The 17,018-nt window shown below is 38.5% G+C and carries 13 protein-coding genes; 1 reads left to right on the top strand and 12 read right to left on the bottom strand.

The window, feature by feature from the left end:
- The first annotated feature begins 16 nt into the window (after positions 1-16).
- Positions 17-2,428, top strand: a complete 2,412-nt coding sequence (locus tag CLOAM_RS02580) for a hypothetical protein (protein WP_232502699.1) — start codon at positions 17-19, stop codon at positions 2,426-2,428.
- A 716-nt stretch (positions 2,429-3,144) separates the two neighbouring features.
- Here the strand turns inward: CLOAM_RS02580 and CLOAM_RS09215 are convergent.
- The 12 genes from CLOAM_RS09215 to CLOAM_RS02635 form a co-directional block, all read right to left on the bottom strand.
- Positions 3,145-3,954 carry an MBL fold metallo-hydrolase gene (locus tag CLOAM_RS09215; protein WP_015424298.1) on the bottom strand — a complete coding sequence of 270 codons (810 nt, stop codon included), beginning with the start codon at positions 3,952-3,954 and terminating at the stop codon, positions 3,145-3,147.
- The gene (locus tag CLOAM_RS02595) at positions 3,951-4,754 is read right to left on the bottom strand and encodes a Jag family protein (RefSeq protein WP_015424299.1); all 804 of its coding nucleotides are present in this window, start codon (positions 4,752-4,754) and stop codon (positions 3,951-3,953) included. The genes CLOAM_RS09215 and CLOAM_RS02595 overlap by 4 nt, the downstream gene beginning before the upstream one ends.
- Complete coding sequence (gene yidC / locus CLOAM_RS02600; RefSeq protein WP_015424300.1) at positions 4,751-6,382, bottom strand: membrane protein insertase YidC; 1,632 nt, start codon at positions 6,380-6,382, stop codon at positions 4,751-4,753. Before yidC ends, CLOAM_RS02595 begins: the two co-directional genes overlap by 4 nt.
- Positions 6,383-6,392: 10 nt before the next feature.
- On the bottom strand, positions 6,393-6,623 hold the full coding sequence (gene yidD, locus CLOAM_RS09220) for a membrane protein insertion efficiency factor YidD (protein ID WP_015424301.1): 231 nt from the start codon (positions 6,621-6,623) through the stop codon (positions 6,393-6,395).
- Entirely contained in the window at positions 6,620-6,952 is a 333-nt protein-coding gene (gene rnpA, locus CLOAM_RS02605) for a ribonuclease P protein component (RefSeq protein ID WP_044278841.1), read from the bottom strand. Before rnpA ends, yidD begins: the two co-directional genes overlap by 4 nt.
- Before the next feature lie 4 nt (positions 6,953-6,956).
- Positions 6,957-7,091 carry a 50S ribosomal protein L34 gene (rpmH, locus tag CLOAM_RS09225; RefSeq protein WP_015424302.1) on the bottom strand — a complete coding sequence of 45 codons (135 nt, stop codon included), beginning with the start codon at positions 7,089-7,091 and terminating at the stop codon, positions 6,957-6,959.
- Positions 7,092-7,898: 807 nt separating this feature from the next.
- Positions 7,899-11,282, bottom strand: coding sequence for a transcription-repair coupling factor (gene mfd / locus CLOAM_RS02610; RefSeq protein WP_015424303.1), 3,384 nt, complete (start codon positions 11,280-11,282; stop codon positions 7,899-7,901).
- 400 nt (positions 11,283-11,682) lie between these two features.
- Positions 11,683-13,860 carry an ATP-dependent helicase gene (locus tag CLOAM_RS02615; protein WP_044278842.1) on the bottom strand — a complete coding sequence of 726 codons (2,178 nt, stop codon included), beginning with the start codon at positions 13,858-13,860 and terminating at the stop codon, positions 11,683-11,685.
- Between the two features lie 2 nt (positions 13,861-13,862).
- The gene (locus CLOAM_RS02620; protein WP_044278843.1) at positions 13,863-14,291 is read right to left on the bottom strand and encodes a hypothetical protein; all 429 of its coding nucleotides are present in this window, start codon (positions 14,289-14,291) and stop codon (positions 13,863-13,865) included.
- Positions 14,292-14,894 carry a hypothetical protein gene (locus CLOAM_RS02625; protein WP_015424306.1) on the bottom strand — a complete coding sequence of 201 codons (603 nt, stop codon included), beginning with the start codon at positions 14,892-14,894 and terminating at the stop codon, positions 14,292-14,294. It lies immediately after the preceding gene.
- The gene (locus CLOAM_RS02630; protein ID WP_044278844.1) at positions 14,891-16,300 is read right to left on the bottom strand and encodes a tetratricopeptide repeat protein; all 1,410 of its coding nucleotides are present in this window, start codon (positions 16,298-16,300) and stop codon (positions 14,891-14,893) included. The genes CLOAM_RS02625 and CLOAM_RS02630 overlap by 4 nt, the downstream gene beginning before the upstream one ends.
- On the bottom strand, positions 16,281-17,018 hold the full coding sequence (locus tag CLOAM_RS02635) for an MBL fold metallo-hydrolase (RefSeq protein WP_015424308.1): 738 nt from the start codon (positions 17,016-17,018) through the stop codon (positions 16,281-16,283). The genes CLOAM_RS02630 and CLOAM_RS02635 overlap by 20 nt, the downstream gene beginning before the upstream one ends.

Consider the following 17,018-nt stretch of genomic DNA (forward strand, 5'->3'; position numbering starts at 1 on the left):
CCGATGTTTGGGAGGAATGATGCAGTTGAAGAGTGCTAAACTCTTATTCATCATAGTGATGATTATAAGTAGTGTATTGCTGATTTCGGGTTGCGGGAAATCCGGAAACCGTTTTGCCAATCAGCCACCAACAATTCAAATAACCTCTTTTGAGGGCTGGGATACAACTTATGTTAGTGCCGGTTACGATACAACTGAGGTTTATAGTTTTCAGCAGCGTATTTATTGGCATGCTACTGATCCTGATGGAGTAATTACCGGCTATGCATTCAGAATTTTGGATGAAAATAATAATCCTGTTCCTACTCCCGGTTATGAATATATAGATTTAACCGGAGAGCTTACCCCAGATAATCTTTTAGCTTTGGGAACGGGATGGGTAATTCACTATATGACTGGAGCGGATCAAAATATACCACTTGATGATCCACATGCACGTCGTTCTATTTGGACTTCACAAAAATATGCTGTAATCAATTTTCCCTCCGCTGATTCTATAGGGAATCCGATTGTTAAATTTAGCAGATTTGAAGTGGTAGCTATTGATAATAGAGGTGCCATTACTCCTCATCCTGCCTGGAGGAATTTCCGTACTCAATCGGATCGTCCAAAATGTATGATTTCTTCCACTAAAGGTAACCCTAATGGCAAAGATGTAGGTTCCGGATTAAAACTTGCCTTCACCATGAGCGATACCGATCCTTTTATTACTGCGGTTCCCTATAAATATGAATTTAAAATAATGAAAATAACTAACCAGGGAGCAGTGATACCAGGAACTGAATCGGATTGGTTTTCCACTACCAGTGAAGATAACAGAACTAATAGAATTAATGAGTATCTGCTTACAAAATATACAAACCCACCTTTATCTTATGACTATGATGAAGTCACATTGGCATTCAAAAACCAAAGAACCAAAATTATATCTCGGGTTACAGATTTGGCAGGAGTTATATCTATTCCGGATGATGCTTCTATGATGATTTTCTCTGTCCGTCCGGGATTTAGACCTCATACTTTTATCTATCCAACCAAAACCTATGCTCTAACTAACCATCATTTTGAAGATTATGGTGATGATTCCACCGAAGAAATAAAAGTTATACCCAGAGTGGTAACCGAGGGAGTAACGCGTTATGCTCTTCCTCTCTTTAAAGATTTTGAGGGTAAATATACTGCTGTCTATTCTACAAATATTAAACTTTGGATCCGTTGGGGCTGGTGGGGAGAATATGGAGAAACAAGAGGGGAAACTGTTACTTATGGTGATACAATTAAAATCAAAACAACTCCTTACAATAAAAAAGTGGATGTGGTTTTGGATAGCCGAACAGGGCAGAATTACTTTAGCGAAATAACTGCCTTTGATCTTCGTTTAGATGGTGAACCCTATAACTATCCTCCTTATCCTTTTAGCAAATATGGCTTTACCGATCAAAACGGGAAAAAATGGTTGCGCCTTCCTGTAAATTCTCCTTTGGCACAAACAGTCGTTCTTACAAGTGGTCAGTTACCTCTTCCTCCGGCAACAGAACCGGGAGAACACAAATTTGAAGTTAGAGTAGTAGACCTACAAGATGAATATGATCCTACCCCCGTGGATTTTACTTTCTATTTACATCGTTACATAGAACCTGCTAACCGACAGGGAGTTCTGATAATTGATGATGATCCGGTTAGTGCTCAAGTAAACGATGCACTAATAACTCAAAAGTATCAATCTATGCTTGAAGGATATAACGGAAATGTAAATGTAATAACCAGAACAGAAACTAATGAAGATATTCGTCAAAGAGCCATTGCTTTTAGCGACCTCCAAAAATACAAATTAGTTATCTATCATACTGACAATTATCAGAAGACGGGTAATTTGCAACTTGACTTTGATGCCTATAGTTTATTCTTAATGAGAGGCGGGAATCTGTTAATTTCACACACTAATCTTTTAGGAGCACAATTAACGGAAATTGCTAATGGAGGTTTACGAAAAACCTTTGTTACCAATCTGGGATTTAATAAAATTCCCAAAGTATCTTACCTAAATGATTCAAACAGTCCTTTCTTTCAAAAAGCTGTTTCTAATTATACAACAGATTATAACGATTTGAATTTGCATTATGATGTTACAGGTTCACCTGCTATTCATCCGATTATTGATTTACGTGATGGTTTAGGTTATTTATCCTATTTTGAGAATGGTAATTTTTCGGGTGATATTCTTTATAAATTCGGTTGTAAACCTACAACCTATCCTACTTATCCACCCACCAGCGAGCAATTTGATAAATATAATGGTAAAACAGTTGCTTTCCGAAGAACAACTTCTTCCAACGGGAAGGTTTATGTCTTTGGCTTTCCTTTATCCTTTATGAAAGTTGAAGATACGCGTCCGATGATGAATAGAATTATTTCTGAACTGATGTAACTTTCATTCTTGAAGGAAAAAGAACTTTTTCATTTTGAGAGTTCAAAGTTCAAAGTTCAAGGTTCAAGGTGCAAAGTTGTAACATTCTCTCTTGAAGGGGAAAAGAACTTTGTCATTCCTGAAAAAGCAGGAATACACATAAGTTTAGCAAGATATTTATGTCTTTGCAATATAAATATAGTATAAAATCCTGCTGATCCAGTCATCTGAGTTCTTGGGTAGTCACGAGTCCTCATCGCTAAATGAATTTGTGACAATGTATAAAGTTACATAAGCGATGACAACTCCTGACTGAATTGAAATTAGTGATTGTGGCTTTATTTTAACGAGGGGTTTACACACCCATCTACATCATTGTATCGCCCTTCGGGGCTTTTGGTATATGGCTAAGAGCTGAGGGCAGAGAGCATCTCAACCCTCTAAACCTTATCAACCGTCTAAACCTTCTCAACTTTCTCAACCTTATTTTACGAGGGATTTACACACCCTTCTACATCATTGTGTCGCCCTGACGGGCTTTTGGGAACAGGAAAAGAAAAAAGAAATTAGTGATTGTGTCTTTATTTTAACGAGGGGTTTACACACCCTTCTATATCATTGTTTCGCCCTTCGGGCTTTCAAGGAATTAAAAAATCTCAACCTTCTCAACCCTCTCAACCTTCTCAACCGTCTCAACCCTCTCAACCTTCTCAACCCTCTAAACCCTCTAAACTATTTCAATTTTTATCTTTGTGTTCCAATTCCGAGTATGGTATCTGCCATTGTGTTGTATCATGATTTAAAATAAGTGTTCCATTATGTTCTTTTAATCGGTCGTAAATTAGTTTTTTAGCGGTAACTGTCTGGATGCGGGAAACATCATAAGCGGAAGTAATTGCCAGGGAAGTATGAAACAGGGTAGGTATAATATCTCCTGCATAGATATAATAGTCAGTGCCGAAATCAATTGTAACAATTTGACTGCCAATAGTATGTCCGCTAACAAGGGTAAGCAAAATTCCGGGTTCAATTTCTGCTTCACCATCAATTAAAGTTATATTTCCCTGTTTTTCCAGCAAAGCCAATTGCTGTTCAAAGTTATAAGCGGAGCGATTCAGTTCATCAGGATTTTTTGCTATTTCCCATTCCGCTTTTTGAATCCAATAGTGTGCTTTAGGAAAAGTGAGGGCATCATAAGTTCCAAAGTTAGTAATGATTCCACCTGCGTGGTCAAAATGCAGATGAGTCATAATCACATCGGTAATGTCTCTATCCTTAAGTCCCAATTCCGTAAGAGAGAAAGGTAGGAGAAATTCGCTCGGCTGATAAATATCTCTTTGTTTATCGGAAAGTCGGTTTCCGATTCCTGTATCTATTAAAATATTACGCTTGCCACTTTGAATAAGAAGCAGGTTTAAATTCAGTTGGCGTCTTTGTCTCTGATCCAGAATGGTCTTTGTATGCCATAAGGGATAGGGAAGAACACCCATAAAAGCACCGCAGTCAGACCAATAGTAACCAGCCGAGACAGGGAAAATTTGCTTCATTGATGTTTGGTGCCGCTAACTTTGGGTTGTTTTTGTTGGCGACTGGGTTTTTTCACTTTTAAGGAGGTATTTCCGGTTTTAGTATTTGGTGTGGGAACGGGTTTATGAGTATGCATTGGGGTTTTGTTGTTTCTCCTTTTGGGTTCTGTTTTGCTTTGGGAAAGTGCTTCTTTTTCATTTTGTTCGGCAGAAAAAACAACTATGCGTTTCTTTTCTCCTTCGCCAATAGTGAGGGTTCGTAAGCCCTTTTCCTGTTCCACATAGCGATGAATAATTCTTCTTTCAGCAGCAGGCATTGGTTCCAGAGTTATAGGTTTGCCGGTTATTTTAACTTGCAGAATTTGAGGAAGATAGGGCTTTAAAAAAGTTTCTGCCTGACGTTCCCTATAGCCATCAACATCCAAATAAATTCTCTCAATTTGAGCATTGCCCTCAAACACACGATTGATTAAATATTGCAAAGTATCCAGCATAGAACCATTTTTCCCAATTAAAAATCCGGAATCGGGACTGCCGTTGATTTCCAAAAAGAGGGTTTTGCCTTCGGTTCTGCTTTTTAAAGAAGTGTAGCTAATTCCCATTTTTTGCAATAAGTTCTGCATAAAAAGTTCAGCTCTGTCCAAAGATGAAGGTAGTTGAAAACGCACCAGTGCAAGTTTATGGGCAAATAAGCCAAATATACCTTTAGTGGGCTTTTTCAGGATTTCGTAATTTAGTTCCCAATCGTGAATTTTATAGTCCTCGCGGAAAGTCCTTATTATTTCTTCCAGGGATTCTCCGCTTTTATCTATAGTAGTCATTTATTTTCCTTTTTCTTGAGGTGTTTGGTTAAAAAATACTGATGAAGAATAGAGAGCACATTAAAAGCTGTCCAATATAAAACAAGTCCTGCTGGCATCCCGCGAAAGATAATCACCATAAAAATAGGCATTCCCCAAGTCATTATTTTCATTTGGGACTGCTGCATTTTTTGTTGTTCCGTCATTTGCGAGGTATCCACATTTTTAGGCCTCATCATTAACGACTGTAACAGCATAAAACCACCCATAATAATCGGCAGAATCATATAAGGATCGGGTTCAGAAAGGTCTTTCAACCACAAACAAAAGGAGGCATTACGCATATCCAAAGAATAACGTAAAACATTGTAAAGGGGAATAAGAATGGGTATTTGAATCAGCAAAGGCAGGCAGCCGGCAGTCATACTGGTTTTGTTTTCCTTATAGAGTTTCGTAAGCTCTTCCCGTTGTTTCACTACATCATTGGCATATTTTTTTCTGATTTCCTCTATATAGGGTTGCATTTTTTGCTGACGCATACTATGCACCATTTGATGTTGCGTTAAAGGATGCAGCAAAAGCTTTATAATAACGGCAAAAATAAGAATTACCACTCCATAATTTTTGATATAGCGATGCAGGAATTTAAGAATCCATTCAAAAATATTGGCGAGCCAACGTAGCCAGCTTGCTCCTCTTTCAGGAATGTTATCCATCTGTTTTCCATATTTCTGCAGAATTTGATAGTCCGTTGGTCCAGCATAAATTATAAAACTCTGGCTCCAGCTTTGTTTGGGATTGCTTTGTTTAGAATCAATAACAAAAGCCGGATTACCGGTTTGAGGATTCAATTCTGTTCTAAAGGAACGCACTAAAGCGGGCTCATTTTCTTTTAAGACGAGAGTAAAATATTTTCCTCTCAAAGCCATCCAATTGAAACTGTTAAGATTTCCAGAGGGCTGTTTTTTCTTCATTTTGGCGAGAGTTGTCTTAAAAATTTCGTTATCGGCATAATACATAAAGCGGTAATCCTGCTGTTTGCTTTTGGTTACAGTTTCCGTATCCGCAATACCACAGGAAAAATCAACTTCAATACCATTAATAACTTGATAATTTTCCACATTTATAGAGAAAGATATGCCATATTGATTATCCAAGGCAAAACTTTTACTAATTTGGGAATTTGTTTCATCACCCAGGAAAAAAGTTACTCCTAAAGAATCGGGAGAAATTCTATATTGAAAAATAACATCTTTTAACGGTGTTTCAGCTGTGGGATGAATCAATTTTACATCTGCCAGAGAACTATTTTCGGGAATTAGTTTCACTTTTGTGCTGTCGTGCATTATAAAATTATGCAATTCCACCTGTTGAATAGAACCTCCGCGGCTGTTGAAGGTAACCGTCATCAACTGATTGGAGAGTTTTATTATTTCCGGTGTTTTTCCCTTTGCCAAAAGAGTATCCAGCATTGGAGTAATGATAATGGTATCCGGTTTTACCGGTTCCGTAACTGTTTGAGGAGTTTGGGTTTGTCGATTTTGCTGTTCCTGCTGTTGACGCAATTGTTGAGGTTTCCAAACAAATTGATTGAAAACAAGGAAAAGGATGAACACCAGGAGTAAGGCAAGTAAGGTTCGTTTTTCCATTTATTGTCCTTTAGGGAAGTGGGTCGTAACCGCCCTTGTGAAAAGGATTACAACGCAAAATACGCCAGGCGGTTAAATAAAATGCCTTAAAAAAATTGTATTTTTTAAATGCCTCATAACTGTAAACACTACAGCTTGGTTCAAATCTGCAACTGGCTGGTAAAAAAGGAGATAAGGCAAGCTGATAAAACCGAATGAGGGCTAAAAAAAGCAGATTCGGAAAATGTAAAATCTGTCTCAAGACCTTGTTTGTATGTTCAGCTGTGCTATTATGTTTGTTAATTCTCGGGATAATTCCTGCCATTCTAATTCAGTAGCTCCACTTCTGGCTATCAGATTAAACCGGTAACCAACAGGTATTTTGTCCTGATTGGCACGCAACCAGGATTTGATTCTGCGTTTAAGTAAATTTCTTTTAACGGCTTTGCCCACCTTATTGCTGATAGTGATGCCCACTGCCATTTCACCTTCTCTGTATAATCCAGGCACATAAAAATAGGAAGACCTGATCATAAAATCCGGCTTAAAAAATTCAGCATATTCATTGTGTGAAGTAATCCATTGCAACATAAAGTTATACTGTTAATGTCTTTCTTCCTTTTGCTCTTCTACGAGCTAAAACTTTGCGTCCATTTTTTGTCGCCATCCGACTGCGAAAACCGTGAGTATTTTTGCGTGATCTGTTTGAGGGCTGGTAAGTGCGTTTCATTTTTTCTCTATCTCCTTGAATATATATGCATTTATATAGGTAAAGTCACAAAATTTGTTCTGCCTGCTATGTCAAGGATTTTTGTTTTTTACACCGAAAACACGGAGGACACCAAGAGATTTCATTTTACAAAGAGGAAAAGAGAAGAATTGAGAATGAAAAAAGTTGAGAGGGTTGGGAGGGTTTAGAAAGTTGAGAGGGTTTAGAAGGTTGAGAGGGTTGAGATGGTTGAGAAGGTTTAGAGGGTTGAGAAGGTTTAGAAAGTTGAGAGGGTTTAGAAGGTTGAGATTTTTTAATTCCTTGAAAGCCCGAAGGGCGATACAATGATAGCGATGGTGGCGTAAGCCCCTCGTTAAAATGAAAACACAATCACTAATTTCTTTTTTTTCCTGTTCCCAAAAGCCCGTCAGGGCGACACAATGATGTAGAAGGGTGTGTAAACCCCTCGTCAAATTCACGATGTTTCAACAGAGAAAATTTGGACTTACAATTTTATCTGCCTTCCAGAAAACCACAATTTACAAACTATCTCACTTACAACCGCATTTTAACTGGTTTCCTAACCTAAAAAATGTGAGTTAAAATAGAAACAACCTTCTCAACCCTCTCAACCTTCTCAACTCTCTCAACCTTATTTTACGAGGGGCTTACGCACCCTTCTACATCGTTGTTTCGCCCTGGGGGCTTTTAATGTATCTCAACCCTCTCAACTCTTTTCATTCTCAATTTTCAATTTTTCTCTTTCTCTCTTTTCTCTTTGTAAAATAACATCTCTCGGTGTCTTCGGTGTAAAAATCCCCTTGCAAGTTACCATATTTTCAGGATTTCTATCGCCGTTTCAAACTGTTGTAGATAGCTTGCTTCGGGGTCTAAATCAATAATAACTTTTAGGTTTTTTCCTGCTTCAAAGCGCAGCGGTTGTTTAATTTTGGTAGTAAAATGGAGCAATTGTTCTTGAGAAGGTAATTTTTTAGCGTCAAATTCCATAATAAAGCTATCGTGTTTAACCTGGCAGTCCTTTAAAGACAATTTTTTAGCTAATTGGCTCAGCTGGAAATAGTTCAGAAGCCAACTTGCCTGTTCTGGCAAAGGTCCGAAGCGGTCTAAAAGTTCCACTTCCAAATTATTTATATCTTCCAGCGTTTCCAATTCGCTTAAGCGTTTGTAAATACGCAGGCGTTCTTCATCGTCATCAATATAATCGGGTGGAAAATAGAGGTCTATTTCGGTTCTCACTTTTCTTCTTGTATCCGGTGATTCATCATTAAATAATTTGATTGTTTCGCCTTTTTCCACAGCTTGAATGGCATTAGCCAGAATGCGATTATAATAGTTAAAGCCAATTGCCTGAATAATTCCGCTTTGTTTAGTTCCCAAAATGGTTCCCGCACCTCTTAATTCCAAATCTCGTAAGGCAACTTGAAAGCCGGCACCCAAATAATCATATTGGGTCAATGCCTCCAAGCGTTTTCTGGCAACTGTTGTAGTTCCTTTGGAAATAAGCAGATAGGCATAAGCTCTTCGGTTACTTCTTCCTACTCTGCCGCGCATTTGATAAAGTTGTGCCAAACCGAATGTTTCGGCATTATCTATTAAAATCGTGTTAGCATTAGGGATATCAATACCGTTTTCAATGATAGTAGTAGAAATTAGCACCTGATATTCCTTTGCCCAAAAGTCAGCCATTACCCTTTCCAGTTGTTGTTCCGGCATTTGGGCATGACCTACAATAAAACGAACTTTAGGCATTGCGTTTCTTAATTCCGTTGCCACTGTTTCAATTGTCTGCACACGGTTATGAATGAAAAAAACCTGTCCACCCCGGTCAATTTCTCTTCTGATAGCATCTTTGATTACTTCCATATCCCGTGGGGTAATAATAGTCCGAACCGGTAATCTTTCTTTCGGCGAGGTCTGCATCAGGGAAATTTCTTTCAGTTTGGAAAGTGCCATATTCAAAGTTCGCGGAATGGGAGTTGCGCTCATATAAAGTGTATCCACATTGCTTTGGAGGGCTCTTAGTTTTTCTTTATGACGCACTCCGAAACGATGTTCCTCATCAATAATTAAAAGTCCCAATTTCTTGAATTGAACATCTTTGGAAAGCAAACGATGGGTTCCGATGGCGATATCAATAGAGCCACTTTTAAGACCTAAAAGGTCTTTTTTCATAGCGGTGTTTTTCCTAAAGCGGCTAAACATTACAATTTTTACAGGATACTGAGCCAAGCGTTCTCTAAAAACCCTATAGTGCTGTTCTACCAATAAAGTTGTAGGTGCTAAAACGGCAACCTGATAGCCACTGCAGACAGCTTTAAATGCAGCTCGGATAGCAACTTCCGTTTTTCCGAAACCAACATCTCCGCAAAGTAGTCGTTCCATCGGTGCCGGAAGTTCCATATCTTCTTTAATTTCTTTCGTGGCTTTGCTTTGATCGGGTGTATCCTCATAGATAAAAGAATCCTCCAATTCCTTTTGCCATTCGGTATCCGGTTGATGAGCAATGCCAAGGCGTGAACTTCTTTCTGCATATAGCTTAACAATATCGGCTGCAATAAGTTCAATTTGTTGAGCAGCTTTTCGCTTAGTATTATTCCATTTGGAACTGCCAAGTTTGTTTAAAACCGGTTTGGTACTTTCTTCCGCTACATATTTGGTTACCAGAGAAAGCTGATAAGTAGGAACATAAACCCGATCATCATTAGCATAACGCAAAACCAGGCATTCAACATCAGAACCGTCCAAACGGATTATTTTCAGTCCTTCAAAAACACCAATACCGTGATCTATATGCACAACATAGTCCCCTGGCTTGAGGTCTTCATAATTTACAATGGTTTCTCCAGGTGCATAACGGGGAGTATAGCGTCTGCTTTTATAACGATTAAAGATTTCGTGATCGGTCCATAAATTTAGATGGCAATCTTCCAGGGAAAAGCCCTCGTGCAAAACTCCGAAGAACTCAGTAAAAGGAATTTTGCCAATACTTTGCTGCATACGCTTTGCCTGGCTTTGATTATCAAAAAGTAAAATATTCTGCCAGCCCTCTTTGTTTCTGGAAAAAAGGGTTTCTGCCAGCAGCCCCAAATCGGATTCAAAATTGGGTTGACTTGCAAAAGGAGCACGCATATTTAAAGTGGGGAAGGAGAGTTCAAATTCACTTTGAGAAAGGTAAAGTTTTTCACTTTTCTCTTTCAATTCTGTTAAAACATCCCAATCGGCAAACATTTGTTCCGGGCGCGGAACTCTTCCCTGACCTTGAATTTTGGCTTCTTTTTGCCAGGTGGTAAGTGCTTGCTCAAAAAGGGTTTCATACTCTTCCTGAAGATAGTAAAAATTGTTCCAAACCAGAATGCGATTATCCTTTTCAAAGTAATCGGCAAAGGTCTGTAATTCATTACATAGCAAGGCATAATAATTTTCAATTCCTTCAAAGAAACCCTGATTCCGAATTTTGGCAATTATTGGTGAACCACTATCAACATCACTTAAAGAAAGTTCCCTGGCAGGTAAAATTGTCAGTTCCGTTAAGTATTGTTCCAAACTTCGCTGTGTAGTAACAGAAAAAACACGCATTCCAATAATTTCATCTCCCCAAAATTCCAAACGCACAGGATTAGTTAGCGGAGGTGAAAAAATATCTATAATACCGCCTCTTTTTGCTGCCTGAAAGACCTTGCTAACCTGGTATTGAATTTCATAACCCATATCGTATAAATTGTGAAGTAAGGTGTCGGGCTCACATTCCATACCCTGTTTGAGATGTAAAATATGACGGGAGAGGAATTTTTGGGCAGGTAAATAGCGTCCTAAAGCTCTTGCCGAAAGCGAATAAATAGCACTTTTATCATTATTAAGGGTAGCAAGAAAGGTCTCCATTCGCGTTGCCCGAATACTGTAATGCGGAGAACGTTCTTCATAGGGCAAAATCTCATAATCGGGCAAATAATGTGCATTTTCCTTTCCGATAAGCACACAGAGGTCATCCCAAATATCCTCTGCTATGATATCATCCTGAGAAACAAGGATTATATTTTTTCCAGTATGTTTCCATAAATGAACTGCTAATAATGCCCGGGCACTTTGATTGAGGTGGTAAATTTGAATAGACCTATCTTTTAAGGGAAGCTTGAGCACCCTTTGCATAAATTTACTTTGGGCTAATATCTCTTCTATTTTAGCGTAGAGCATTGTCTCTCACCGATTTCAAGTATAACACAGGGGGAAAAATTTAGTTCCCGAAGATTAGTTCCTGCAGATTATTTCCCGCAGATTCCGCAGATCATTTCACGCAGATTCCGCAGATTACGCAGATTTTTGTTTATAATATTACATTGTGTTGCCTTTATGGGCATAAAAAAATCTCAACCCTCTAAACCTTCTCAACCTTCTCAACCCTCTCAACCATCTCAACTCTCTCAACCCTCTACACCATCTCAACCCTCTACACCATCTCAACCCTCTAAACCTTCTCAACCCTCTAAACCTTCTCAACCTTCTCAACCCTCTCAACCATCTCAACCTTCTAAACCATCTCAACCATCTCAACCATCTAAACCCTCTCAACCTTCTCAACCTTCTCAACCCTCTTTCATTCTTCATTCTTCATTAAATATCTTCCTATTATTTTTGCCAATCTATTTCCAAAAGATATTGTGAGTCGTGCATCCTCTCCTTCACCATCTACGCTTAAAATAACTCCTAATCCGTATTCCGGATGAAAGACCTTTTGTCCGATTTTATAATATTTCTGGCTTTCGGTGATCACTTTATTCGTTTTCTTTATTCTTTTCGGTGGTTGAGCAATGCCAAAGTCACCATCCGAATGATAAAATAATCGGGAATCCACTTCTGTCAAAAATTGACTTGGGACAGGAAAATAGAAGGTATCATACAGGCGTCGGCTTTTTGTATAACTTAAATGCAGATAGTTCTTTGCTCTGGTAATGCCTACATAAAACAGGCGTCTTTCCTCTTCAATGCTATCCTGATTATTCATACACATTCTGTGAGGGAGAAGTTCATCTTCCAAGCCAGCAATAAAAACTGCTTCAAATTCCAAGCCCTTGGCATTGTGCAAAGTCATCAAGCGAATGGAATCCATATTTTCTTTCACTCTATCCAAATCCGTTTGCAAAGCTACATAGGGCAAATAGTCAGCAATTAACGGTTCCCTTTCATTTTCCTGATAAAAATGCTCACTGAATTCACTAACGGAAGTTACAAATTCCACCAGGTTTTCCGCTCGGGCAATATCCTGAGGATCATTACTATTCTGATAATGGCTAATCAATTCCAATTCTTCCACAATTGTTTTCACCATTTCCAAAGCAGGTTTGCGGGAAACGCTTTGCTGCCATCTTTCCAGCATCAGGCAAAATTCACTGATTCTCTTTTTAGCCGGATTTCCCAGTTCTTCAATTGCCTCCACATTTTGAATAGCGCTGAAAAGAGAAATCCGCGTTTTATTGGCAAAACCGATCAAACGGTTAATACTTGTTTGTCCAATTCCCCTTGCTGGCTCATTGATAATGCGTAAAAGGGATTCGTTATCATTCAGATTACTTAAAACATATAAATATGCCAGTAGGTCTTTAATTTCCTTGCGCTGATAGAATTGCACACCTCCCACGATGCTGTAAGGAATTTCTGCCTGAATTAAGGCACTTTCAAAAACCCGGGACTGCGCATTGGTTCTATATAAAACAGCTATTTCGCGTAAAGGAATTCCTTTTCTCTGCAGTTTAAGAATGGCATCGGTAATTCTGTTTGCTTCCTCAATTTCGTTTTCATAAACAGCAAGAACGGGTTTATCACCAACAGGAAGTTCACTCCAAAGCTCTTTACTGTGTCTTCTTCGGTTATTGGCTATAACGGCATTGGCTAAAGCTAAAATATTGCCTGTGCTTCTGTAATTTTGTTCCAGACGAATGCTATGCACCGAATTATAATCCTTTTCAAATTCCAGAATATTGCGTAAACTTGCACCCCTAAAGCTGTAAATTGCCTGATCATCATCTCCTACAACGCAAACCCTTTGATGGCCTCCGGCAATTTGATGCACTATTTCAAACTGCGCTTTATTGGTATCCTGATATTCATCAATCATCACATATTGAAATTGAGCGCGGTATTTTTCTCGCACTGTGTTATTATTCAGCAAAAGTTTAGCTGTCCACAGCAAAATATCGTCAAAATCCAATGCCTGATTAAGCAGAAGTTGTTGCTGATAAAGCCGGTAAATATTCAAAAAAGTGGCAAATTCGCTATCTTTATCTTCCCCCTGAAATTTAATATCTTCCGGCAGCATCAGTTTGTTTTTATATCGGCTGATGCGAGTTAATATATTGTTAATAGGAAAGCTCTGTTTATCAAAGCCATATTCCTTGTAAATCTTCTTCAAAAGGGACTTTTGGGTATCTTCATCGTAAATGGAAAAATTGGCGTTAAAAGGCAGATGAGCACTTTCAAAGCGTAAAATGCGACAGCAAATTGCGTGAAAAGTCCCTACCCATAATGACCTTACCGGGATATTCAGTAATTTTTCCAGGCGTTCCTGCAATTCCCGAGCTGCTTTATTAGTGAAAGTAACAATCAATATATTCCAAGGATGCACCTGTTTTTCCTTAATGAGATAAGCAGTCCTGTAGATTAGCGAGCGTGTTTTTCCGGAACCGGCTCCCGCTAAAACTAAGACCGGATTTTCTGTATCGGTAACAACTTCCAACTGCCTTTCGTTCAGTTGGGAAGCATAAAAGTTATTGTTCATAGCTAAGGAATACGAACCCAATAGGGTTCTGACCTACGCCCTTCCAGTTTGCCCTCTGGATATATTTTATAAGCAGAAATCCGATAATAAAAATCTATTTTAGGTTGAACTGAAGGGTCATCAGCACTGCTATGCATAAATTCGTTAGTTTTTACATCACCGACTAAGGCATAAGAGGAATAATAGCCCATTCCCCTGTAAATAAAATATCCATCTGTGTTGGATGCACTATTAGCTACCCATTTTATATTTACCCAGCAGGGATTTTGATGTTGTGATGAAGTAGTATGAGAAATTCCCGTAACCGGTTCCGGAACTGTAATATCTCCATTGCCATTAGGATCAAGAGGATTGCTGCGTTTCAAACTGCAGGAGGCAATCAAAGTAATCAGCATAATGAGGATTATTATTTTTGCCAAGTGTTTCACCATTTAAAACCTCACTTCTATTCCTGTAGGCGTAATATTTACAGGACCGCTTTTACTGCGTTCCATAATTTCCTCCCATAAACGGACATTATAATCCTGCGTGGATTGAATTACATCAAAGATATTATAAGCCCAAATAATTCCTGCAGCACCCATCAGGATAAAGGAATATTGATAGGGAACCTGAGCATCCTTATAATACCTTTCTATTTCATCTACCTGAGTTGCCTGTTTATATAGCTTATATTTACTTAAAGCTCTATCCAGAAAATAGAAAGAAGTTCCTGCCAGCACTATTTCTGTGCCTAAAATAACAGTTCCTTTTGTGCTTTCTTTAGCTGAAAATTGTCCCCAACCGGGAATAATAGCAGATTTAAGAATATTTGTGTTTAAAGGTTGAGCTTCCAGTTCATAAATCTGTAATAAGTCCTGCCTTTGTTTCAAGTCCTGCCGGTAGGCATTTCTATCCAGATAATTTTTCCAGCCGTATTTTGTAGTATCGGAAAATGCCTTAATATCAAAGCTCTGTGCCTTTAGGGGAAGAGCCGTTGTTCCGCAAATAATGCACAACAAAAGGAAGAGGAAGATTTTAGTTCTTGCTTTCATTGCATCAATGCCTCAGAAAGCTTGTTTAAAGGTATAATACTTCTATCTCTTAGATTTATTTGCCACACATACAAATAGGTCTCATTAGGGGTAAGCAAATCGTAGCGTGCCTCATATTTATATTGTCCTGTAGAAAGCATCAATTTCCATCCACTATCTTGAATTTCGTATTCCTTATAGCGTTTCAGCAATTCCTTCTTTTGATTTTGTATACGGTTAGTTAATAATCCACCTTTGTATTCAGTAATAATTTTACGGGCAAAAGCAGCAGGATTCTTGTTTGCCTCAATCATATTCTGAACTAAATTTGCCTTTTGTTTATATTCCGGTTTGGGGTCTAAAGCATAGGCAGAATTATATGCCTGCAATGCTTCATTCAGTTTACCCGTTGCTTCCAGTTGTTCACCCTGTTTATAAAGATCAGCGGCTTTGCGGATATTTTCCTGAATTGTAAATAAACGGTCTATTGCCTCCAGGGCAGGAGGATAATCGGGAATAATTTCAAAGGTCTTACGATAATGCACTAAAGCACCTTGAAAATCACCTGCTTCCAGTAAACTGTTTCCTTTTTGGATAAAGAGATTAGTGATGGATTCCAGGCGATGAATAATGCTCTCCTTTTTCTGGGGATAATATTGCATTGCAATTCTAAACAAACGGTCTGCTTCTATATAATCCTGTTGGCTAAGCAGTTCTTCTGCCTGTTTCTCATAAACATCCGAAATCAGTTTATTCACCTGGTTCATATCTACAACCGGATATTTGGAAATTTCAAATAGCTCTTTTAAGGCATCGGCATAGTAGCCCTGTTCTGTTAAGACCTCAGCATATTTCAATTTTCCCGGTATAAAACGCATTACATAATTTCGTGCCAGAATTTCATAAGGACTATTGGGATAGTTATCAAAAAGGCGCATATAATCATTCCAAGCTGATTCATTATCTGCCTTCACATCTAAAAAATATCCAATTCTGCGATAAAGCACTTCAGGAATTAAAGGACTTTCCGGAACCTCTCTAATTATAGCATCCAGATAGCTCTTGCTTACTATCCGGTTACCTTCTTTTTCCGCTTCCATAGCAAGGTCACGATAAATTTCTGCCAGACGCAAATTGGCGGAATCCGAATTTGCCAGCTTGAAAAAACGAATTGCCAGGGGCCAGTTCTTTTTCTCTACAGCTGCTTCCGCTAAGGCAGAATAACAATTGGAACGCACTATTTCAGCCCGGGTGGCAATAGCTCTATTTTCAGCATTAGCAATCAAATCATCCAATTCCACAATTGCTGCTGCGTAAAGATTTTTCTGGTATAACTCTTCCGCACTTCTTAAGCGGTTAATTTCGCAGCCGCTAAGAATTATTACTATAAGTAGCAGGAGAATTATTTTATATCTGGTAAACAACATCTTCCCTGGCGAATTCAAATACCTCAGGATTCAGTTCCTCTTTCCGGTTTTCCAATTCCGGGGTTATTCCATGGGTGAGGATTATTTTCTTTATGGCAGTATATTTCAGTTTTATTATCTGTTCCGCTTCAGGATGACCCGCATCTACTAAAACGGTATGTGCCTCTTTTAATGTATCCATAATGCAATCGGTGGTCTCTATATCACTGGTATAAACAAATTTTCCCTGTTTTCCGGTAAAACAAAGTGACCAGGATTTCATCTGATTGGGCAATTTATATTCACTGATTATAGATGCATACCGATACAAATGATCATTGGGCACGGCATAAATCCAATCAAAATATAGCTCCGCTTGTTCTATATCCCGAATTAACAAATTAAAACCGAATTTCTGAGGGTAGGTATACATCAATTGTAAGATTTCCAGAAAGGAAGCAGGACGCTCTGGTAAAAATAGCAAAAGATCACGCTTTCTATTTTGCAGGTATAACATTTGCAAAACCATAAATAGACCATCAAGGTGATCGGGATGATAATGCGTAATAAAAATGGCATCCAGCTCTTCGGCAGCAACTTTATGCTCCAGTAAACGATGAGCACAGCTATCTCCACAATCAGCCAGAATTAAATTATTCTCTTTCCGAATAAGAATACTGGAAAGATGTTTATCAAGTTGTGGCAAACCCGGTCCCGAACCTAAAATAGTCAGTTCCAT

The organism is Candidatus Cloacimonas acidaminovorans str. Evry (genome assembly GCF_000146065.2).
GTDB lineage: Bacteria > Cloacimonadota > Cloacimonadia > Cloacimonadales > Cloacimonadaceae > Cloacimonas > Cloacimonas acidaminivorans.